This is a genomic window from Candidatus Rokuibacteriota bacterium, from assembly GCA_030647435.1.
In the GTDB taxonomy this organism is placed as follows: domain Bacteria; phylum Methylomirabilota; class Methylomirabilia; order Rokubacteriales; family CSP1-6; genus AR37.
The window spans coordinates 1-20,446 of sequence record JAUSJX010000035.1; the positions used below are offsets into that span (position 1 = coordinate 1).

Annotated in this window: 16 protein-coding genes; all 16 read left to right on the plus strand. The window is 65.6% G+C overall.

Going from position 1 to position 20,446, the window contains the following annotated elements; all coding sequences use genetic code 11:
• The first annotated feature begins 1,046 nt into the window (after window positions 1-1,046).
• The 16 genes from Q7W02_06740 to Q7W02_06815 all read left to right on the plus strand — a co-directional run bounded on the left by Q7W02_06740 (window position 1,047) and on the right by Q7W02_06815 (window position 19,719).
• A complete protein-coding gene (locus Q7W02_06740; GenBank protein ID MDO8475885.1) occupies window positions 1,047-1,190 on the plus strand; it encodes a DUF2892 domain-containing protein in 144 nt (47 codons plus the stop codon).
• Between the two features lie 277 nt (window positions 1,191-1,467).
• Window positions 1,468-2,301: an ABC transporter substrate-binding protein gene (locus Q7W02_06745; protein ID MDO8475886.1), complete on the plus strand. Its 834-nt coding sequence runs from the start codon at window positions 1,468-1,470 to the stop codon at window positions 2,299-2,301.
• Window positions 2,298-3,314: an ABC transporter substrate-binding protein gene (locus tag Q7W02_06750; protein MDO8475887.1), complete on the plus strand. Its 1,017-nt coding sequence runs from the start codon at window positions 2,298-2,300 to the stop codon at window positions 3,312-3,314. Before Q7W02_06745 ends, Q7W02_06750 begins: the two co-directional genes overlap by 4 nt.
• Window positions 3,315-3,681: 367 nt before the next feature.
• Complete coding sequence (locus tag Q7W02_06755; protein ID MDO8475888.1) at window positions 3,682-4,620, plus strand: hypothetical protein; 939 nt, start codon at window positions 3,682-3,684, stop codon at window positions 4,618-4,620.
• A 14-nt stretch (window positions 4,621-4,634) separates the two neighbouring features.
• Window positions 4,635-6,221, plus strand: a complete 1,587-nt coding sequence (locus Q7W02_06760; protein MDO8475889.1) for a hypothetical protein — start codon at window positions 4,635-4,637, stop codon at window positions 6,219-6,221.
• 476 nt (window positions 6,222-6,697) lie between these two features.
• Window positions 6,698-8,491 (plus strand): hypothetical protein, encoded by a 1,794-nt coding sequence (locus tag Q7W02_06765; GenBank protein MDO8475890.1) that lies wholly within the window; start codon window positions 6,698-6,700, stop codon window positions 8,489-8,491.
• Between the two features lie 582 nt (window positions 8,492-9,073).
• Window positions 9,074-10,195 carry a hypothetical protein gene (locus Q7W02_06770; protein MDO8475891.1) on the plus strand — a complete coding sequence of 374 codons (1,122 nt, stop codon included), beginning with the start codon at window positions 9,074-9,076 and terminating at the stop codon, window positions 10,193-10,195.
• A 31-nt stretch (window positions 10,196-10,226) separates the two neighbouring features.
• A complete protein-coding gene (locus Q7W02_06775) occupies window positions 10,227-10,508 on the plus strand; it encodes a hypothetical protein (protein MDO8475892.1) in 282 nt (93 codons plus the stop codon).
• A 21-nt stretch (window positions 10,509-10,529) separates the two neighbouring features.
• The gene (locus Q7W02_06780) at window positions 10,530-10,784 is read left to right on the plus strand and encodes a hypothetical protein (protein MDO8475893.1); all 255 of its coding nucleotides are present in this window, start codon (window positions 10,530-10,532) and stop codon (window positions 10,782-10,784) included.
• A 355-nt stretch (window positions 10,785-11,139) separates the two neighbouring features.
• The gene (locus Q7W02_06785) at window positions 11,140-11,661 is read left to right on the plus strand and encodes an ABC transporter substrate-binding protein (protein ID MDO8475894.1); all 522 of its coding nucleotides are present in this window, start codon (window positions 11,140-11,142) and stop codon (window positions 11,659-11,661) included.
• 320 nt (window positions 11,662-11,981) lie between these two features.
• Window positions 11,982-14,525, plus strand: coding sequence for a PIG-L family deacetylase (locus Q7W02_06790; protein ID MDO8475895.1), 2,544 nt, complete (start codon window positions 11,982-11,984; stop codon window positions 14,523-14,525).
• 145 nt (window positions 14,526-14,670) lie between these two features.
• Window positions 14,671-16,386 carry a sodium:solute symporter gene (locus Q7W02_06795; protein ID MDO8475896.1) on the plus strand — a complete coding sequence of 572 codons (1,716 nt, stop codon included), beginning with the start codon at window positions 14,671-14,673 and terminating at the stop codon, window positions 16,384-16,386.
• Window positions 16,383-17,159 carry a hypothetical protein gene (locus tag Q7W02_06800; GenBank protein ID MDO8475897.1) on the plus strand — a complete coding sequence of 259 codons (777 nt, stop codon included), beginning with the start codon at window positions 16,383-16,385 and terminating at the stop codon, window positions 17,157-17,159. The genes Q7W02_06795 and Q7W02_06800 overlap by 4 nt, the downstream gene beginning before the upstream one ends.
• A gap of 10 nt (window positions 17,160-17,169) precedes the next feature.
• Window positions 17,170-17,868, plus strand: coding sequence for a PIG-L family deacetylase (locus tag Q7W02_06805; GenBank protein MDO8475898.1), 699 nt, complete (start codon window positions 17,170-17,172; stop codon window positions 17,866-17,868).
• A 1-nt stretch (window position 17,869) separates the two neighbouring features.
• Window positions 17,870-19,003, plus strand: a complete 1,134-nt coding sequence (gene bshA / locus Q7W02_06810) for an N-acetyl-alpha-D-glucosaminyl L-malate synthase BshA (protein MDO8475899.1) — start codon at window positions 17,870-17,872, stop codon at window positions 19,001-19,003.
• 167 nt (window positions 19,004-19,170) lie between these two features.
• Window positions 19,171-19,719 carry a DinB family protein gene (locus Q7W02_06815; protein MDO8475900.1) on the plus strand — a complete coding sequence of 183 codons (549 nt, stop codon included), beginning with the start codon at window positions 19,171-19,173 and terminating at the stop codon, window positions 19,717-19,719.
• Window positions 19,720-20,446 lie beyond the last annotated feature (727 nt).

Below are 20,446 nucleotides of genomic sequence, written 5' to 3' on the forward strand. Positions count from 1 at the left end.
GCCTCGCCTTTGAGGACGCTGTGTCCGGTCTACTCTCGGCGAAGCCCGCGGATCTCTCTGAGAAAGCCGCCCGGAAGGCCGGAGCACGGCCCAAGAAGGCCAAGAAAGGGTCAAGGCGGAAGGGGTAGCCAAGGCCGCCTATGGGTCTTATAACGATCTCAGGATAGGTGCCCGTCGCAGTCACCGGATGGCTACATCATTCGGTCTCAGACCAAGCTGGGTTGCTGCCTGGAGATCCGATGTGACACTTTTCTCACCCCCGCCTCGAGGTACGGCACGGAGACCCGGACGGATCCCCGACGGAACACTGCGCGGTTTGGGCTCGGGTGCGCTGTCTGTCTTTGCCCGGCCCAGCGGTCCGAGAACGAGCGAGGACGACGTGTGAGGGGGCTGAGGGGAGGCCGGATAGGGGCGTGCCCCACGCGGTCGTTCTCGCGGGTCCTCGCCCGTGCTCACCACGAGGAGCCTCCGGCTCTGCGAGACTCCGGCCCCCTGCACGTCGAGGAACGCTGAGCATGCCACTGACGCCTCCGCCGCACTCGTCAATCCGGACGGGTGACTTGATTGTCCTTCGGAATGGTCGCGACCTTACCGAGGGCTATATCATCGCGACCTTGCCGGGTGGCCAGTACAAGGTGAAATGGGTGACGGGCTTGGGGTACCGGGACCGGATCACGACGGTCACTGCCGATGAGATTCGCAAGAAGACCGAGCCGGAAGGAGGGCGTCCCTGACGGCTGATGCGACCGGCCTGGGCCGTGCCCGCCTGGGCCTGAGTTCCGGGGTCGAGATAGGACCCCCCCCCCTAGGATTCAGGGCCAAGTCTCTCCAGGCAGTCAGCATCAGGACGTGGCGGTCTCGCATACGGCCCTGTTAGGGTTCGGGGCAGGACGTGAGTTGACACCATTCCCCGCCCGGCCTAGGGTGCTGGCGATGCTTCGTACCTCATAACCGTCCGGTTCGCGAGGGCAGGAGAAGGTCAGCAGACTCCGCCTGCTTGATCCTGTAAGGCGGATCAGCCACTGCACTTAATGAGGAGGAACGAGATGACACGAAACGTTGGAACCTGGGAGCGAGTCCTGCGAATCCTCATCGGCGTCATTCTCCTCGCGCTGGTCGTCATCGGGCCCAAGAATTGGTGGGGGCTTGTGGGCGTCATCCCCCTGGCCACCGGCCTATGGGGATGGTGATCCGTCTGGTCTGCGTTGGGGTTCTCAACGCACAAAGGGTAGTGATGCTGAGGAAGGCGCCCGAGTCCATCCCGCCGTCGCTGCTGGGGCGGGCGGATGAGGTGATCCAGTGATTTCCAGGCGGGACTTCCTGACGAATGCGGCTGCCGGCGCCGGCGGCCTCCTCGCTTCGCCGCTCGTCGTCGAGGCCCAGCAGGCGGGGAAGATCTGGCGGATCGGTGTGCTCTGTGGCAGTCCACCGACCACTCCGGAGGCCGCGCGCCCCTGGGAGGCGCTGATGCAAGGTCTTCGGGAACTCGGCTACGTCGAAGGGCAGAACCTCGCAGTCGAGCGGCGTTGGGCCGAAGGGAGAGCCGAACGTTATCACGAGTTGGCCGCCGAGCTCGTCGCTTTGCGGCCGGATGTGATCGTTGCCGCGTTTACTCCTTCCGTGAGTGCCGCCAAGCGTGCAACGTCGACCATTCCAATCGTCATGGCCATCGCGGGCGATCCGGTCGGGACCGGTCTCGTGGCGAGCCTCGCGCGTCCCGGCGGGAACGTCACCGGAATGTCGCAGCTGAACAGTCCCGAGCTGGCCGGAAAGCGGCTGGAGTTTCTCAAGGAAGCCTTCCCGGGCCTGAGCCGAGTGGGCTTGCTCGTGAACAGGACCCTGCCGCATCGGGATTTTATCTGGAGAGATCTCCAGCGCACCGCCGTGTTGCTCGGCGTCAAGCTCGAGCCATTCGAGGTGCGCGGCCCCGAGGACTTCGCAGGTGGTCTGACGGCCAAGACGCCGGGGGCCTTTCAGGCGCTCGTCGTGCATCCGGACCCTTTGGCGTTCAGTCACCGGCGTGAGATTGCGGAGTTCGGCGTCAAGAACAAGATGCCCGTCGCGGCCGCGTACGGGTTCGCCGAGGCGGGCTGTCTCATGTCGTTCGACGCCCACTGGCCCGACCTGTTCCGTCGGGCAGCGAGCTACGTCGACAAGGTCCTGAAAGGCACGAAGCCCGCTGATCTGCCGATCGAGCAGCCGACCACGTTCAGACTGAGCATCAACCTCAAGACCGCCAAGGCCCTCGGGCTCACCATCCCGCCGGCGCTGCTGCTGCGGGCGGATGAGATAATCCAATGATCGACCGGCGCGCGTTCATCAGCACGATGGCTGGCGGCCTCCTCGCTGTCCCGCTCGCCGCCGAGGCGCAGAAGTCAGAGAAGATGGCTCGCGTGGGAATTCTTGGCGTCGGTCCAGCTCCGACCCCAGAGGAGCTGGCGAAGTCCGTCTCGACGAACCCGCTGTGGCTGTCGATGAGACAGCTCGGCTGGGTAGATGGCCAAAACATGGTCGTCGAGCGACGCTTCGGCGAATCAGCTGATCAGCTTCGCGCAGGCGCCGCTGACCTAGTACGGCTCAAGGTCGACGTACTGTTCGTTTCAGGCGCGGGCCTGGCAAAGATCCTCCAACTGGAAACGAAAACCATCCCCATCGTGGTCTCGGCCGCCGGCGGTGATCTCGTTGCCGCAGGACTCGTCGAGAGCCTCGCAAGGCCGGGTGGCAATATCACAGGCCTACAGTCTTTTAGCTATGACCTCCTCCCAAAGCGCCTCGAGCTTCTCAAAGCGCTTGTACCGAATCTTTCAAAGGTCGCGTTCCTTCAGGAGGACGTCACACTCTCGGCAGTCCCCCAGATGCGCGCTCGGTACGATCAACAGGCCGCTATTGCGGCTCGGACCCTCAGCATAGAGCTTCATACCTTCATCGTGCACCGAGCGGGGGAATTCGCCGCCGCTTTCCGCGGGATGATGAAGAATCGCGACCAGGGCGTATTGGTGATGTCGACGCCCTTTACTTTCGTACATAGAAGGGAAATCGTCGATCTTGCGGCCGTGCATCGGATCGCCGCAGTCTATGAAGTCCACCTGTTTGTTGAGCCAGGTGGCCTCATGTCCTATGGAGTGAATATCCCCGAGATGTCTCGACGTGGTGCGGTCTATGTGGACAAGATTCTCAGAGGCGCCAAGCCGGGAGATCTTCCCATCGAGCAGCCGACGAAAATCGAGTTGGCCATCAACCTCAAGGCCGCCAAGGCGCTGGGCCTGACGATCCCGCAGTCGCTGCTGGGGCGGGCGGACGAGGTGATCCAGTAGGCGCCCGCCCGGTTTGTGCCCAAGTTGTGCCCAACTCAGGCTCACTCGGGCGCATTCCAGCACACTCCACCGCACGAGGCCGTCGTAACCCTCTTGTTCCACATCAACCAGTTACGCACACTTACACGGACCGGGGAATAGGACTGAAAATCCTGGTGCCGGCGGTTCAATCCCGTCCCTGCCCACCATTTTTTTCAAGTAGTTGCCCGTCGCTGAATTTTTTCCGATTTCAGTTTGTGCCCAACTCGGGCATACTCCGGCACAAGCGACCGCTTGCGGTGCGTCAAAAGGGTCGCTTGACTTGGGCGTCGGGGGTCACGAGAATCGAGCGCACTCTGTGATCAGCTCACCAGGGACGGGGTGACGAATGAGCGCACTCATCGAGCTGGCCATTGAGGGGATCTCCGAGGAGGTCCGGCGGGGTCGGAGCCCGTTCGGCGGCGTTGTCTCCGGCGTGGTGCAGCGGGCCCGTCAGCCACGCCAGATCTCCGCGCCGCTTTCCTCGACCCCGCCCGTCCGGCGCCTCTCGCCGGGGCGAACCTTCGCAGACATCGCCGCGCTCAACGAGGCCCTCGACAACCCGGGCTTCGTCGAGGAGTGGAAGGCTGCGGGCGAGCCCCTCGACGTCACCCTCACCGCGACTCTCTACCCGTACGAGCCAATCTGTGCGGGGAGCGCCGACATGTGGCGAGAGTACTGGAACGCCATGGATCGCATCCTGCGCGAACGCCTCACGTCTCGACCCGGCGCCCAACCGCTCGGCCGGCGCGACAAGCTGCGCGACTGGTTTACACAGAGCCTCTTCCTCTGGGGTTTCTCCATGGCGCAGCCGGCGACGCCCGAGCAGCCGCGATGGCTCGGGCTGGGCTCGATGGACGAGATCAACGCCGTCCCCGTCGCCTTGTCGGCCGCGGCCTGGGAGGGACTCGGTTCGACACTCTTCACGGGGCCGGGTCGCGCCTGGGACGTGCGTCTTACCGGCCAGCTGCAACCGCGGGCGGCGCCACCGGAGACCGGCAAGCTCGGTGAGCTGTTCCGCCTCCTCGACCGCCGCTACTTCGTGAGCGTCGGCTCGCCCGAGCAGGTCGTAGTGGTGGCGAAGTCCGTCTACTTCAGCGCCTACGTCTGGGCGCTGCTCGAGACTCCACACGGCGATGCCTACGGCGTGTGGGAGCATGCCAACATTGCCGATGGCGACCTCTTTGCCGAGGGTGTGACGCGGCTGGCGCGCAAGGTCGAGGAGCTACGTGGGGCAGACGACCGCGTCTTGGCAGTCCTCGCCCCCGAGGTGGCGGCAGCTCTGTGAGTGACACTCGCCACATGGCCAAGCGACCCCATCACGAGCCGGTTGAGCTGGCCTTCAGCTGCCTCATGGCGGTCCTCCTGATCGTTATCTTCGGCTTCGTGGCGGCGCGCATCGTCGCCATGAGCGACCTAATTTGGCACACGAAGGGGCTGCTCGTCGTTTTCCTGCTCCTGCCCCCACCCCTCTGCTTCCTCCTGGTGCGCACCTACACGCAGATGATCGAGGACGAGCGCGTCAAGGCCCTGAGCGGTCAGTGGGGACGCTGCGAGTCTGAGTTCGTGCATAGCGCCGAGGCCGCCAAGGCGGGGCATGCCATCGAGGATGACGCCCAGGCGCGGCCAGTGGTCGCGGAGACGGCCGAGGCGCGGCAAGATATCGAGGAGGCCCGGCACCGTCGCCAGTATCTGCTCGCGATGGGGAACTTCGTGCTCAAGCGCCACCCGGCGCTCGCCGATCTCTTCCTCGGCGTGCGTGAGGGCGCCAGCGCGGGGCTTGCCGACTTCACGCCGGAACTGGTTGGCGAGGTGGCGCGCCACCTCGCGCGCACCGAGATACGCTCGGCCGGTCTGAACCGCAGTGCCTACGACTTACCCATCCTCTTCTTCTCCTTCGCCTACTTCGCAGGTGTTTCCCTCATCCTGCCCTTCGTCGAGTCCTACGTCGCGCAGATAGCGGGTGTACCGAGCGTGCCGAAGACCGAGGTACACGTCGAAGCATTCAGCGTGCCGCTCATGGTGTTCCAGCTCGGGTTCCTCGGCGGCGGCGCCTACACAGCGTTCAATGTGATCTCGCGCTTCCTAGCGCGGGATATCTCGCCTCGCCTCTTCCTGCTCTCCGGTGTGCGTCTGCTGCTGGCCCCCGTCGCCGCCTTCATGTTCTTCCTCCTCGCACCCGAGGTGCTGGACATAGCGCATTCCCGCGGCGCAGTGCTCGCGTACATCGTCGCCGGCGGCTTCCCCTTCGCGTTGCTCGCTGCCAGCGGCGGGCGCTTGCTGTCGCGCATCAACCCGCGCAGCGCGCAGCAGGTCCGTGCTGGTAAGCAGCCCGTGACCGAGATCGACGGGATCGGTATTTTCACGGCGCAGAGGCTGGGCGAGGAGGGCATCGAGATGATCCAGCACCTCGCCTTCTGCGATGCCACGCGCCTGGCCAGGCGCACGCGCTTCGCCGACGCCACGGTGGCGGACTGGAAGGACCAGGCACTGCTCTACCTGCTCACCGCCGATTGCCGGCTCGCCGCCTCGCCGGCCCCACACGATTCCGGCCGGCCAGCGTCGCTCTACGACCTCCTCGCTCAGCGCGCCGGCATCCGCACGATGTCGGGGCTCCTCCGCAGCGTGTTTGTAGCCGGAATCTCGGTTCGGCGCGACGAGGGCCGGCGCCGCGTCGACGGGGTGCAGGTGCGAGAGGACATCGAGGCATTTTTCTGGAAGCTTGGGCTCCTCGGCAACAGCGACGACGGGAAGCGACAGTCCGAGGGTCTCGTCTTCTTCTTCAGCCATCTCTGCGACGACGCGCTTGCCATGGACCCGGGGCTCTGGAGGCTGTTCGGCGTGGAGCCGCGAGCAGTGAGGGCGGCCGCTGGCATCGAGGGTGTGTAGTGTAGGCGCGACGCCGGCGCCCGGCCCTCTTCGAATCACCATCGAGCGATTCCTGTCGGTTGAGGTATGAAGGGGAAAAGAAAGTTGGGTGGTGCTTATCGATCCGATGGAGGGGATGGGATCCTCCTCGGTTACGTGGAGGGACGTAACATCAGTTTCGAGTACCGATGGGCGGAAGGAAAGCTCGGAGAGCTCCCCGAGTTGGCGGACGAGCTGGTCCGGCTTAAGGTCGACGTCATCGTGACGCTGGCCCCGCCAGCCACGCAGGCGGCCAAGAACGCAACTCGAACTGTGCCAAGGCAAGAGCCCAAGGCAAGAGCCTGAGCCTCGGCCGGCCGTGACTGAGAACGGGCGTTATGTCGTCTACGCTCTAGGGGCCAAGACTCCTGATTGGTAGGTTCGCTCTTGGCGTCCGCGGCTCCGTCCCTCTTGGGGCGAGGCGAGTGTCAACCGGCTTGCTAGCAGGGAGGTGGGGTATGGTGAATTCGACCCAATCGTTTAGAGCTCTGCTGGTCCTGCTATTCCTCTCGGCGCTGATCGTTGCGGCTGGGGCATCTGCCGTACAGACATCGCCACTGACGTCGCTCACAGATCTCAACGCGACCCGGCCCGCGAGTCGAGAGCCCCGTACGTTTGAGGACTATGTTGAAATCGTTCTCAGCGCCATCGTCATCGTCGTCTTCGCGGTCGATCGGTTCAGCGCTCCGCCATCGGATCCCAAGGCGGGGGTCGTGCCGTATCGCATCAGCCGATCGACGACCACAGCAGCCGCCTACTACACGGCCGTATCGCTTTACGGAGCCATCGCGCTCGGGGTCTTCGGGTTTTTGCTGCTCTCGCCGCCGGTGCTGAACCGGTTGGTTGGGATGGCGCCCGAGATCGGGAGCAGCGTCCCTTCGTGGGCGCGCGAGTCGCCCACTCTGCTGGTGGCACTGATCTTGACTGTCCTGCTTCCGAAGATCCCGATCCTCTCGAGCATCGACGAATGGTTCCGGACCAAGCTCCAACGCATGGCCGCCATTCCCCACGAGGTGCGGCGGCTAAGCGCCGAAGTTCGCCAGGCGCCATTCCGCGTAGAGCCTAAACGCCAGAAGGAGCTCGTGGACGCGATGGTGGACAAAGGCTTCGAGCCGACTGACGTGCGCTTCGAGGAGGGGTCGGCCCCGCACTACCTCTGGGCGAAGCTCTCATTGCTCATGCGGGAACTCGAGGACTGGGAAGCGGACGCGCGGTTCACCAGCTATGTCCTGACCTACCCGAACGAGTTCAACACGCTCAGACAGCACTACGCAGTGCTCCTCCCGCGGGCCCGGAGATGCTTTAGTCTGCTGCGCGAGCTGGCGACCGACCCCGAGTCGGCGAAAAGGGGCGGGGCGGTGTACGCTTACCGCGACGACTTCGTCCAAGAAGTGGAAGGGCTGCTGAAGGATGTCTACGAGGCTGTCAGCAATGCGGTACTCCTGTGCGAACTCACTCAGCGCGCCAGGGTGAGCCAGCTCATCAAGCTGGGGTTCGGCCTGGATCCGCGGCCGCCGCGGCGCCTGACGCTCAACGAGCTCATGGGCCTCTTCACCGGGCTGAGCGTCGTGTACGCCTTCGGGTTCGTCGTCATGCGACGGATTGACCACCCATGGGAGCAACTCGACCCCCGGCTCCTCGTTAGGGCCATAATGATCGCCGCTGTCTACTGCGTGGCGGTGTGGTGCGCGATCTATCCAAAGAATCAGTGGAGTGCGGCCCGGCGCCATTCCGAGACTGGCCGGCCCTGGGCATGGTATCTGCTGTCGGGCGCGGCGGCAGCGACCGCGGGCGCGCTGATCAGCTTTACCTACCAGTTGGCAATGCGCCAGGGGAACTTGACCGGGGCCTGGGAAGCGTACCGTCAGGTCAGCCCTTGGGGAATCATGACCTTTGCCACGGCTTACACGCTCGCCCTACTGGCGGATGATGCACCGCGGGACGGGTTCATGAAACTCCTGACGCCGGCGCGGTTGCGGTGGGCCGAGGGGCTCGGGTTGACGGTTGTATTGGTCGTCGCCGCGTGGCTGGTGCACGGCCTGCTAATCAGCACCCACGAGTCCGCGCTCCAGACGCTCAAGGCTACCCAGGTACTGGACGTGCGCTCGCTGCTTGAGAGCGAACTCTTCACGGTCCTAATCGGCTTCGCTATCGGCTTCCTGGTGCCATCGTGGTACCGGGGCGCTCCCGTCGAGCCACAGCCGGAAGGGCGCCTGCCCGCCGTAGCCGGCGCGGGTGGAGGGCGGGAATGAAAGCCGCACTTCGGTCTCCCACATTGGGCCGCAGGGATCCGCGCTCTAGCAGGATGCGGAGGCGCGTCTCGTAGTGCGGTTCAGGGGCGAGTGTTGCGGCAGCCCAGGGGACGGTGAGAACGGCGGCGTCAGCCCGCCAATTCCAGCGTCCTCCGCCTCCCGGGCCGCTGCCTGCACCGCACCCCACGGCGTCGGATCCCAGGCTGCGACCGTCGCCGGCTCAGAGAATGTTCGAAGCCCGCGACGTAGAACGTGGCCCGCCATCCCTCATTGCCGTACCGGGTCAACTGAAGGTCGTAGCCCTGCCGAGCCATGCCGCACTCGATCACACCAATGCTCGACCAAGAGTCGACCCACGCATGGAGCGCGTCGAGGATAGGCGAGAGTGACCGCCCGTCGAGGGCGTAGGCAACATAAAGCCCGTTCTCAGTCATGACCCGGCGCGCCCGAGGGTCCTCCCTCGGGACCTGCCTTGTCACAGTCGATCCGGCGGGGGTTCGGGCACTTCCGCGCCGGCGTCCTTGACAGACGCCGTGCCTGGGTCGTAGCGTGGCCGCAGGCCCGAATCCGAGGAGGACGTGCATGCGCGAGGCTCCGCTGTCCGCCGAGCAGATCGACGTCGAGGATGTGTACCAGGCCATCGAGCTCTACTACGAGCGCGGCTGGACGGACGGCCTGCCCGTGGTCCCGCCCACCGAGAAGCGCGTGCGCGCCTTCCTGGATGCCGCCGGCCTCGCGCCCGACGACGTGCTGGGCGAGATCCCCGAGCGCGACCGGGTCCTCAGGGCCGAGCTGCTGGCCATCAACGCGGTGATGGCCGGCTGCCGGCCGGAGTACATGCCGGTCCTGGTGGCGGCGACGGAGGCGATCGCCGACCCCGCGTTCAAGTTCAACCACATGGCGAGCCTCGGCAGCCCGTGGCCGGTCTTCGTCGTCAACGGCCCCCTGGCCCGCACGCTCGGGTTCAACAGCGGCCTCTACCTCTTCGGGCCGACGACGCGGGCCAACGCGACGTGCGCGCGGGCGATGAGTCTCCTGCTCTGGAACTGCGCGGAGGCGCGCCCCGACGGCATCCAGCGCGGGCAGTGGGGCAATCCCTTCCGCGCGGTGGGCTTCATCGCCGAGGACGAGTCCACCGCCTGGGATCCGCTCCACGTCACTCTGGGCCACGCGCGCGAGACGACGACGGTCACCGCGGTGTCCACCTATCCCGGGCTGCAGCAGCTGCACTGCGCCCGCTCGACCCCGGAGGGACTCCTCGACACGGTGGTGGACGCGATCTCGACGGACGAGTTCTTCCGCGGGACCTACCTGCTCTTCGTCTCGCCCCAGCACGCGGCGGTGTTCATCCAGCACGGCTGGACCAAGCGGCACGTCCGGGACTACCTCTGGGCGCGCTGCCGGCGCTCGGTGGCCGATCTCAAGCGGCGCGGGACCTGGGGCGTGATGGCCGACAAGCCCGAGGGCTTCGCCGACTTCAGCCGCGAGGTCCAGCCCGGCGACGAGGAGCGGATCGTCTCCCTCTTCGAGCCGAACGAGTACGACCGCTTCATGCAGGCGCCCGGGGCGCTCGAGCGGAGCGCGGACATCTACGTGGTCGTCGGGGGCGGCAACGCCGGCATCCGGATGGCCTACATCGTCCCCTACGGGGTGTCCTCGGACGCCGTGACCCGCGCGGTGCGCGCGACGGCCACGGCCGCATGATCGAGACCACGAGATCGTGAGGAGGAACGTCATGCTCAAGGTGCTCAACCCCACCGCCGGGCCGGCCCGCGGCCACAGCGGCATGGCGCCACGGCCGGCGAGCCTGGACGACAAGACCATCGGCGTCATCTGGAACGGGCGCGCGTACGGCGACCGCATCCTGCTGGAGGCGGTCGATCTCCTGAAGCAGCGCTACCGGGTCCGGGACGTCCTCTTCCGCGAGAAGCCGTTCCTGGGCAACATCGCGCCCGAGCCCATCCTCGCCGAGCTGGCGGCGAAGGCCCACGTGGTGATCACCGGCGTCGGTGACTGAGGGTCCTGCACGTCGGGCAGTGTGCTCGACGCCATCACGCTGGAGCGGCGCGGGGTGCCTGCCGCGGCCGTCGGTGTCAGGAAGCTGGTCGAGACGACGGGTCGCGGCATGTGCCGCGCCCAAGGCATCCCGGACTACCCCATCGCGACGATCGACCACGCGACGGGCTCCCTGGCGTCGCTGAACGACGCCGCCACCGCCAGCCGCTTCGCCGCCGAGGTCGCCGACCAGGTGGACCAGATCCTCACGACCGGACGCCTCCGGACCTCGGCGTAGGCAAGGGCCGCTCGCGCCGGCGGGAGGATCTTTTCCCGCCGCGCTTGCCGTGCTTCGACCGAGGGCCCTCAGGCTGTGACAAGGCAGGTCCCGAGGGAGGACCCTCGGGCGAGGCGGACCATGACTGAGACCGGGTTTTGTGTTATCTACGCTCCGACAGCGCTCGGTATCAAGATTCCGCAGTCGATACTGGTGCGCGCCGACAAGGTGATCGAGTGACAACGCGCCGCATGCACTTGTCACTGCGAAGCTGCCCCGAGCTCGTCCGCTCGACAAGGCCTCCCACCGGGTAGCGGGGGTTTGGTCAGCGGCGGGTGGTACGTGCGGTGTATGTGTTTCAGGCGGGGCGGGTACCCTGTGGAGCGGTGCGCCGAGGGTTACCCGTGTCGCTTTCTTCTGGAGCGCCAATGCGCCAGCCGGAGCACTGGCTCTGGCCGAGACGGAAAAAGCGACGGCGGTGCTTAATGTCAGGATGCAGCCGATGGAGGTGCGCCAGGCGAATGATCTCGACGAGGCGGTTGCCGCAATCGCCCGAGGTGAGGGCAATGCCGTCATCGTATTCGCGGACCCGCTCACGTTTACGCACCGGCAGCGCATCATGGAGACGGCGGCTCAGCGCGGATTGGTGGCGGTGTCAGGAGCGCGAGAGTTTGCCGACGCTGGCGGCTTGATGTCGTACGGGCCAAGCTTCCCCGAGATGTTCCGCCGCGCCGCAACTTACGTCGACAAGATCCTCAAGGGCGCGAAGCCCGGAGATCTTCCGGTCGAGCAGCCGACCACGTTCGAGTTGGTGATCAACATGAAGACGGCCAAGGCTCTCGGCCTGACGATCCCGCAGTCACTCCTACTGCGGGCGGATGATGAGGTCATTCAGTAGGAATCCGACCCGTTTGTGCCCAGATTTGTGCCCATCTCGGGCACGCTCCAGCGCATTCTAGCGCACTTCAGTGGTCCAGGCCGTCGCGATCCCTTCCTTCCAGATTCAACTGGAACGCGTCTTACTGACGCGCTCCCGTCTTCTTCTTCGGGCTCCGGTTTGACTTGTCCCGCGCGCCCTGACAGGATCGGCGCGAGATGCCACGGGTCATCCGCGCGGTGACACGGGCACCCAGGGCCGCCGGGTCCGCGAACGGGTGTTATGTTATCTACGCCCCACTTGTGATACAAGATCGCCGTGCGTCACCGGGGGCGGCACACATGAAAACGAGGACGTCGTCAGGAGGGCCGGCCAGGCGCACCCGCCAGGTGGTTGGGCTGGCCCTCGGCGCAAGCTTGCTGGCCGGCTGCTCCGGGCTCAGTCGAGCCGCCGAGCTCCCGGTCGACCCCGACATCCTGCAGCAACTGCGCAGCTTCGCCACGTTGGGCAGCGTGTTGTACATCGCGGCGCATCCGGACGACGAGAACACGCGGGTCATCACCTACCTGGCGCGCGGTCGTGGATACCGGACGGCCTATCTGTCGCTCACGCGCGGCGACGGCGGCCAGAACCTGCTCGGTCCCCAGTTCCGCGAGCAATTGGGCGTAGCTCGCACCCAGGAATTGCTCGCCGCGCGGCGTCTGGATGGGGGACGGCAGTACTTCACGCGCGCGAAAGACTTCGGGTTTTCGAAGGATTACCAGGACACTCTGCGGATCTGGGATCGGCAGGCAGTCCTGGCTGACATCGTCCGCGTGATCCGCTCCTTCCGGCCGGACGTGATCGTAACGCGTTTCTCTCCGCAGTCGGGGAACACTCACGGCCATCACACCGCGTCTACCGTCCTCGCCGTCGAAGCCTTCAAGCTCGCTGGCGACCCGCGAGCATTTCCCGAGCAACTCGGCGAGCTGACCCCGTGGCAGCCCAAACGCATTCTCCACAACGTCGGCGTTGGCGGCGCAGGAGCCGGTGCGGCCGGGGGCAACGGGACAGGCGTGGTGAAGATGGAGATCGGTGGCAACGACCCGGTGCTGGGCGAATCGTTTGCCTCGATTGCCGCCCGCAGTCGGGCCATGCACAAGACGCAAGGCTTCGGCATGGGAGACTTCGCGGGCGACGCCGCGGTGGTTGGCGGGTCGAGGATCGAGTCCTTTTTGCCGCTCGGTGGCGAATCCGCAACGCACGACATCCTCGATGGAGTGGACACGACGTGGAACCGCGTGCCGGGTGGCGCGGAGATCGGACGATTGACCGAGGAAGCGATCGCGCGGTTCAAGCCGGAAGACCCGATGGCGAGCGTGCCCGCCTTGTTGGCGATCCGCAGCCGAATGTCCGTGTTGCCCGCGGACTCCGTCGTCAGCGACAAACGCCAGCAACTGGACCGGATCGTCCAGGCCTTCATCGGTCTCGAGGTGGAGACCCTGGTGGATCAACCCGAGGCTGTGCCCGGCGAAACATTGAAGATGCGCCACACTGCGGTCATGCGATCTCGTCTCCCTGTTCGCTGGACGGCGGTGCGTTACCCTAGTATCCAGCGCGCGGTCACCAAGGTCCTCGAACTGCGCGTCGACCAACCGGTCGTCCGTGACGAGACCCAGGTCCTGCCCACCACCACGCCGCCAAGCCAGCCGTATTGGCTGCGCAGAGCAGGCACGGCAGCCATGTTTCACGTCGATGATCCTTCTCTCATCGGTCGTCCGGAGAACCCGGCCGCATTCCCGATCGAGTACGTCTTTGACGTTGGCGGTCAGACCCTGGTGATTTCGGGTGAGCCGGTGCAGGCGGCGGCGGATCCCGCGAACGCGACCATGCGCCGCCGATTGGACGTGATCCCGCCGGTCTCACTTCGGTTCGTGTCGGATGTGCAGCTGTTCGCGCCCGGCGCCGCGCGCCCGGTGACGGTTGAGCTTACCGCCGCGCGCGCGAGCGTTGCCGGCACCGTACAGTTGGAGGGCCCAACCGGTTGGAGGATCACCGCCGCCTCACAACCATTTCATCTGGCCGGGGCAGGGGAGCACGCCCGGTTCACCTTCACCGTCACGGCACCGGCCCAGCCCGCCACGGCAATCCTCGAGGGCAGCGTGGAGGTCAATGGCGTACGGTTCAATACTCAGCGCATCGGGCTTCGTTACGACCACATTCCGTTTCAGCTCCTCCAACCCGTCGCGCGCCTGAAAGCGGTTTCCCTTGACCTGGCGATTCGAGGCCGTCACATCGGCTACCTGCCCGGCGCGGGTGACGACGTGGCCGGAGGTTTGGAGCGCATGGGCTATGCGGTCACGCAGTTGACCGGCGCTGATTTGATCCCGGACAAGCTGCGCCCTCTGGATGCCGTCGTCATCGGTATCCGGGCCTTCAACACCCGGAAGGATCTCGCTGGCCATTTACCGGCGTTGTTCGAGTATGTCGAGGCAGGCGGGAATGTCATCGCACAGTACAACCTCTCCGACGGCCTGGGCGCAAACTGGCTGGCGCCCTTCCGCCTGCGCATTTCGCGAGAGCGAGTCACGGACGAACATGCGTCGGTGACGTTTCTGGCGCCCGATCATCCGGTGTTGACCACGCCGAATCGCATCACCAGAGCAGATTTTGACGGGTGGGTGCAGGAGCGTGGCCTGTATTTCCCGGACCAATGGGACGAACGCTTCACGGCGATCCTTGCGTCCGGCGATCCCGGCGAGATGCCGCTCCGAGGGGGCCTGCTCGTGGCGCGGCACGGAAAGGGGTATTTCGTGTACACCAGCCTGGCGTGGTTTCGGCAACTTCCTGAAGGCGTACCCGGAGCGTATCGGCTGTTTGCGAATCTCGTCTCCTTGGGCAAGTGACCCGACCGCCGCGGCCTGACCAGCGATCCGATGCCGAGCCGCCCGGCCTGCCTGGATTCCGCACGTGGCGCGGCGTGTACCTGTTCGTGTTTGGGTGGTTTGTCCTCGTGGTGGTCCTGCTGGCGGTGTTCAGCCGGATCTTCTCATGAACGTCGCCGATTGGGTGGTGTTGCTCGGCACCATGGTCGGCATCGCCGCGTACGGTTCGTGGCGCACGCGCCACATTCGGAGCCTCAACACGTACCTGAAGGGCAGCCAGTCCACCGGCTGGGGCACGATCGGCCTGTCCGTGATGGCCACGCAGGCGAGCGCGATCACCTTTATCTCGATCCCGGGACAGGGCTTCGAGAGTGGCATCGGATTCGTGCAGAACTATTTCGGGTTGCCGCTCGCGCTCATCATCGTGTGCGCCGTGTTTCTGCCCATGTACCGACGGTTCGGTGTGTATACCGCCTACGAGTTTTTGGGCCGGCGCTTTGACCGGAAGACCCGTCTGCTCGGCGCGGGACTGTTTCTGCTGCAACGGGGCCTCGCCGCGGGAGTGACCATCTACGCGCCCGCCATCATTCTCTCCACGGTGCTGGGCTGGCGGCTGGATCTCATCATCGTGTTCACCGGGCTCCTCGTCATCGTGTACACCGTGACGGGCGGCAGTGAAGCGGTCAGCCTGACGCAAAAGTGGCAGATGGCGGTGATCTTCAGCGGCATGGTGACGGCCTTCGTCGTCTTGCTGGTCAAGCTGCCCAAGGGGCTCGGGTTCAGTGGTGCCGCGCACGTTGCCGGCGCCCTGGGCAAATTGCAGGCGGTGGATCTTTCGTTCGACCCGAGCCGGCGCTACACGCTCTGGACCGGCCTCCTGGGCGGGTTGTTTCTCTCGCTCTCGTATTTCGGCACCGACCAATCGCAGGTGCAGCGCTACATCGGCGGCGGCTCGTTGCGCGAAGGCCGCCTCGGTCTGATGTTCAATGCGCTCCTGAAGATTCCGATGCAGTTCCTCATCCTCTTGCTCGGCGCGCTCTTGTTCGTCTTCTACCAGTTCGAGCGTCCGCCCCTGTTCTTCAACCAGTCCGAGTGGCAGCGTCACGCGCAAGGTCCGGAACGCGGTGCATTCCTCGCCCTCGAGGAGCGACATACCGTCGCGGTCGCGGACAGCCAGAAAACGATTCGCGCCTGGCTCCACGCCCGCACGTCCCAGGACGCCGCCGTGGAGTCGATCGCCCGCGCCGCCATGCTCGAGACCAACCGCCGGGCTGCTGCCGTTCGGTCCGAGGCCAAAGCCGCGCTCCTGACCGCCGACCCGCGCGCCAAGACGAAAGACTCCGACTACGTCTTCATCACGTTCATCCTTGCCGAGCTTCCGCACGGTGCGATCGGTCTGCTCATCGCGGTGATGTTCGCCGCGGCGCTGTCTTCCAAAGCGGCGGAGCTCAATGCGCTCGGCACGACGACGACGATCGACTTCTGGCGACATTTCCGTCCGCTCGCCGCCGCCGATGAGGCGCGCAACGTGCGAGTGGCGAAGCGCTTCACCGCCCTGTGGGGCCTCTTCGCGGTGGGGTTCGCGCTGTTCGCCGGCTTCGCGGAGAACCTCATTGAGGCGATCAATATCCTCGGCTCCATCTTCTACGGTGTCGTGCTCGGGATCTTTCTGGTGGCGTTTTTCTTCCGGCGAGTGGGCGGCAGTGCGGTCTTCTTCGCGGCCCTGGCGGCGCAGGCCCTCGTGATTGTGATGTTCTTGTCCCTCAACATCGGCTATCTCTGGTACAACCTCATCGGCTGCGCGGCGTGCATCGCCTTCAGTATGCTGCTGCAGGCGTCCCTGGGGCCGCGCGCTCCCACCGATGAAGGCCGCGCGGCATGAGCGTCGAGCCGATCATTGCCTTCGGCCAGCAGCCCTGCGGGTTCTTCCCTCGGCGCTTTCTCGTCGCCAAGATCCGGACCGCCCGGCGGATGCAGGCCCAGATGGGGGGGCGTCTCGTGTTCTTTTATCATGACAGCGACCACGACCCGCGCGAGACGCGCACCATTCTGCGCCATCGCGCGACCGGTGAACCTGCGCAGCTCAACTTCTCGATCGCCACGAAGCTTCAGCGAAAGTTCTCGCCGCTCTACGTGAAGCGCATTGCGCCGGACTGGCACGGCAAGACCGAACGTCAGTTGCCGAATTACGTGGACGGCCGGGTGATCGACCTGTTCCGGAAGACGTCTGCGGAGGCGGTGGCGGACTTCTGTCTCGAGATGTATCGCCGCATGGGTTTGCTCGATGGGGTTCACGTCGCGCGCTCGAGCGATCCGGCGTTGCGGCGCATCGCATGCGAGGTGAGCGAGTTCTTCGTGGACGTGCCGTACGAGGGCGAAATCGTCCGCGCGCGCGTACGCGACGGCGTGCTCTACCTGCACGCGGGCGGCGAGTCCTTCGTCGCTCTGCCGGCGACCGCCTTCACCAAGGAGCAGATCAGTCCCACGCGGGACACTCGGCTCCGCTGGATGCAGTCGGTCATCGGGTGCACCCATTACGTGTCCGGCGCGGGCGAGCAAGCGTATCTTCGCCAAGATGAGGCGCCGCAGATCACTTTTGTCCGCCGGGACGAGATCGATCGATCCGATGAAGCCTACACCGAGCTCCCTCCCTGACACGCCGGCGGTGCTGGCCTTCGGCGCGCATCCCGATGACATCGAGTTCGGCTGCGGCGGTGTCATCGCGCAGGAGACGCGCGCCGGGCGAGCGGCGCATTTCGTTGTGTGCTCGCGGGGCGAAGCGGCGACGCACGGCCAGCCCGAGCAACGCGTCACTGAAGCGCAGCGGGCCGCGGCGCTACTCGGCGCGACGATCGAGTTCGTCGAGCTCGATGGAGACTCCCACCTCGAAGTCCGGGCGGCTCATGCCATCACGCTGGCCGGCGTTCTGCGCCGGGTGCGGCCGGGCATCGTCCTCGCCCCGAGCCTCGTCGAGAACCAGCATCCGGATCATTCGCGGCTCGGACGTCTCGTGTGCGACGCAGCACGGCTGGCGCGTTTCGGCGGCGTACGAGAATTGACGGACTCGCCGCCTCACAGGATTGCGCAATTGCTCTTCTACGCGCTGACGCGAGAAGCCGAACCGGCCAACATCTCGCCGGTGCTCATCGACATCTCCAGGCCGGAGATCGTCGCAGCGTGGGTCGCTGCGATGGAGGCCCATGCTTCTCAAACCAGCGCCCGCAACTACGTGGAAGTGCAGCTCACCCGGGCGCGGCTCCACGGACTCGGCACGGGGGTGGAGTACGCCACGGCGCTGTTCCCGGCCGACCCGCTCGTCTTCACCTCGCTCTCGGGACTGGGCCGCGGCGCGCGTGGCTTTTGACATGGCTCCCGGCGAGACTCTCCGAATCGGCATCACCTGCTATCCGTCCGTTGGAGGGAGTGGCGTTCTGGCGACCGCGCTGGGGGAGGACCTGGCGGGTCGGGGACACGAGGTGCATTTCATTAGCTACGAGCGACCGTTTCGTCTGCGTGCGGACGGGCCACGGCTGTATTTCCATCCCGTCGTGATCAACGACTACGAGCTGTTCAAATTTCCCGACTATACCTTGCCGCTCTCGGTGCGCATGGCCGAAGTGAGCCGCGATCATCGGCTGGACGTGCTTCATGTGCACTACGCCGTGCCGCACGCGACGGCCGCGATCCTCGCCCGATCGATGCTCCCGCGGGAACAACAGCCTCGCGTGGTCACGACGTTGCACGGCACGGACACGACGCTGCTTGGCCATGATGCAGGGTACGCTCCGGCCATCAAGCACGCCCTGACCTATTCGGACGCGGTCACGGCGGTGTCCGAGTCTCTGAAGCGGGAGACCCAGCGGGTGTTCGACTTCGGTGGCTCGATCGAGGTCATCCACAATTTCTTCGTCCCACGCCCGCCACGCCGCTCGCGCGAGGAGGTGCGCCGCGAGCTCGGCCTGCGGGACGAAGTCGTCGTGTTCCACTCCTCCAATCTCCGTTCGGGGAAGCGCATCGATCTCTTGCTGGAGACCGTCGCCCGCGTCCGCCCGCGCGACGCCTTCAGGCTCCTCATCCTCGCAGGAGAACCGTTCGCGCCGTTCGCCGAACACGTGCGGCGGCTCGGCCTGGCTGACCGCGTGATCGTCCGCGAGAAGGTCACCGATATCGAGGACTACCTTCAGGTCGCCGACGTCGGGCTGTTCACCTCTGAAACGGAGAGTTTTTGTCTGAGCATCCTCGAAGCCATGTGTTTCGGCTGCCCGAGCGTCTCGACCCGCGTTGGTGGGATCCCAGAGGTGGTTGAAGACAATCGGAGCGGCCTGCTGGTTCCGTTCGGCGACGTCGCTGCACTTGCCGGCGCGCTCGAGGGCTTGATCCACGACAAGACACGCCGGGGCGCCCTCGGCCGGGCCGCACAGGCTCGCGCGCGTGAACGGTTCTCGGCCGAGATCATCGTGCCGCGCTACGAAGCACTCTACCGGCGGTTGTGTCGATGACGGCTCACGCGGCCCTTGACGACGGCCCTGGCGCAGGTGCAGGATCACCGGGTCGGACGGCGTCTGGCGCTTACCCAAGGGACGATCGGTCCCTGGATGCCCGCTGCACGGGCCGCATGATGGGGACTGCCGTTAATGTTTCGGAATGAATTGATGGGGAGGCGAACATGAAAAACGTTATCTACGCGTGCCTGTTATTCTGCGGCGCCATGGCCACCGTCGCGGCCGCTGCGCCTTCGGTCTTTGCGCAAGGCACGTCGCCGAGCGTGGTCAAGGAGCTCGTGGCGACCTGGCGGCAGGCCGCGACCGACATCATCGACGTCGCCGAAGCGATGCCCGAGGAGAAGTATGCGTACAAGCCGACGCCGGAGATCTCGACGTTTCGCGAGCAGTTGGTGCATGTCGCAGGCTCCACGCAACGCTTCATCGACACCGCAAAGGGAACCAAGAGCGAGTCAGGGCACCCGGCCATGACGAAGGCGGAACTCATCACTCTGCTGAAGCAAACGTTTCAGACAGGACAGGAGATGCTTGGCTCGCTGACCGATGCCCAACTGCTCGAGCAAGTGAAATTCCCTTTCGGGAACCGCATGGTAACCCGCTTCACGTTCTGGCAGGGGGCGTTCTATCAGGTTCGCAATCACCACGGACAGCTCGTCGTCTATCTCCGCCTGAACGGCATCGTTCCCCCGACCACCGCCCGGCGGCCTGCGTAGTCCTGTGCCAGATCCCGAACGCTCCGTTGGAGTCAACTCGCCAGTGCGTCCGACGGGGACGGATCGGGTCACAGGCGACGGAACGAGCCACGCCATCCAGTGACGCGCGTCGCTCAGCCCCGGCGTGATGACATCACGCCGGGGCCGGACCCCGAGTCGGGGGGTGTGATTCCGCTGTCTCTGGGGGGAGAGAGACTTCCGAGAAGGGGGCCTTATGTCCGGACGAACTTGTCCGCTCGAGGCGGCGGGCCCGGCCGCCGGGGCGAGGGCCGGCCCGCCGTCCCCGTCCTCCGGTGTTGCGGCGCGAGCCGAGCCGCCGGCCCTGCCTGACATGACCCTGTAGCCGGTGTCGGGAGCCCGAGCGACCGCGGCGGTCTGTGTGGAGCGCCCCGGTGGACGGCGCCCGCTCGCCGCCTCGAGGCTCCGGTTTCACTTGTCCCGCGCGCTCTGACAGGATCCGCGCGAGATGCCACGGTTCGTCCGCGCGGTGACACGGCCCCCAGGGCCGCCGGGTTCGAGAATAGGCGTTATGTTATCTGCTGACCTGAAGGGCGCCAAGCTCGGCGACCTGCCCATCGAACAGCCTACCAAGTTCGAGCTGGTCATCAACCGTGCGTCCAGAGAAAGCTGACGTGTTCAGCGGGAGGCAGTCCCGCCGGGGTAAGAGCCAGAGCCCCGTAACTTGGGTGGCAGGGTGGAGGGAAACCAAGACTCTGAAGCCCACCGA

What these genes read in the sequence shown, in the direction of transcription:
- Q7W02_06790 (MDO8475895.1), top strand. Translation starts at nt 11,982, where the DNA reads ATGAAAACGAGGACGTCGTCAGGAGGGCCGGCCAGGCGCACCCGCCAG.
- Q7W02_06740 (MDO8475885.1), top strand. Translation starts at nt 1,047, where the DNA reads ATGACACGAAACGTTGGAACCTGGGAGCGAGTCCTGCGAATCCTCATC.
- Q7W02_06775 (MDO8475892.1), top strand. Translation starts at nt 10,227, where the DNA reads ATGCTCAAGGTGCTCAACCCCACCGCCGGGCCGGCCCGCGGCCACAGC.
- Q7W02_06755 (MDO8475888.1), top strand. Translation starts at nt 3,682, where the DNA reads ATGAGCGCACTCATCGAGCTGGCCATTGAGGGGATCTCCGAGGAGGTC.
- Q7W02_06800 (MDO8475897.1), top strand. Translation starts at nt 16,383, where the DNA reads ATGAGCGTCGAGCCGATCATTGCCTTCGGCCAGCAGCCCTGCGGGTTC.
- Q7W02_06750 (MDO8475887.1), top strand. Translation starts at nt 2,298, where the DNA reads ATGATCGACCGGCGCGCGTTCATCAGCACGATGGCTGGCGGCCTCCTC.
- Q7W02_06815 (MDO8475900.1), top strand. Translation starts at nt 19,171, where the DNA reads ATGAAAAACGTTATCTACGCGTGCCTGTTATTCTGCGGCGCCATGGCC.
- Q7W02_06745 (MDO8475886.1), top strand. Translation starts at nt 1,468, where the DNA reads ATGCAAGGTCTTCGGGAACTCGGCTACGTCGAAGGGCAGAACCTCGCA.
- bshA (MDO8475899.1), top strand. Translation starts at nt 17,870, where the DNA reads ATGGCTCCCGGCGAGACTCTCCGAATCGGCATCACCTGCTATCCGTCC.
- Q7W02_06795 (MDO8475896.1), top strand. Translation starts at nt 14,671, where the DNA reads ATGAACGTCGCCGATTGGGTGGTGTTGCTCGGCACCATGGTCGGCATC.
- Q7W02_06765 (MDO8475890.1), top strand. Translation starts at nt 6,698, where the DNA reads ATGGTGAATTCGACCCAATCGTTTAGAGCTCTGCTGGTCCTGCTATTC.
- Q7W02_06760 (MDO8475889.1), top strand. Translation starts at nt 4,635, where the DNA reads ATGGCCAAGCGACCCCATCACGAGCCGGTTGAGCTGGCCTTCAGCTGC.
- Q7W02_06770 (MDO8475891.1), top strand. Translation starts at nt 9,074, where the DNA reads ATGCGCGAGGCTCCGCTGTCCGCCGAGCAGATCGACGTCGAGGATGTG.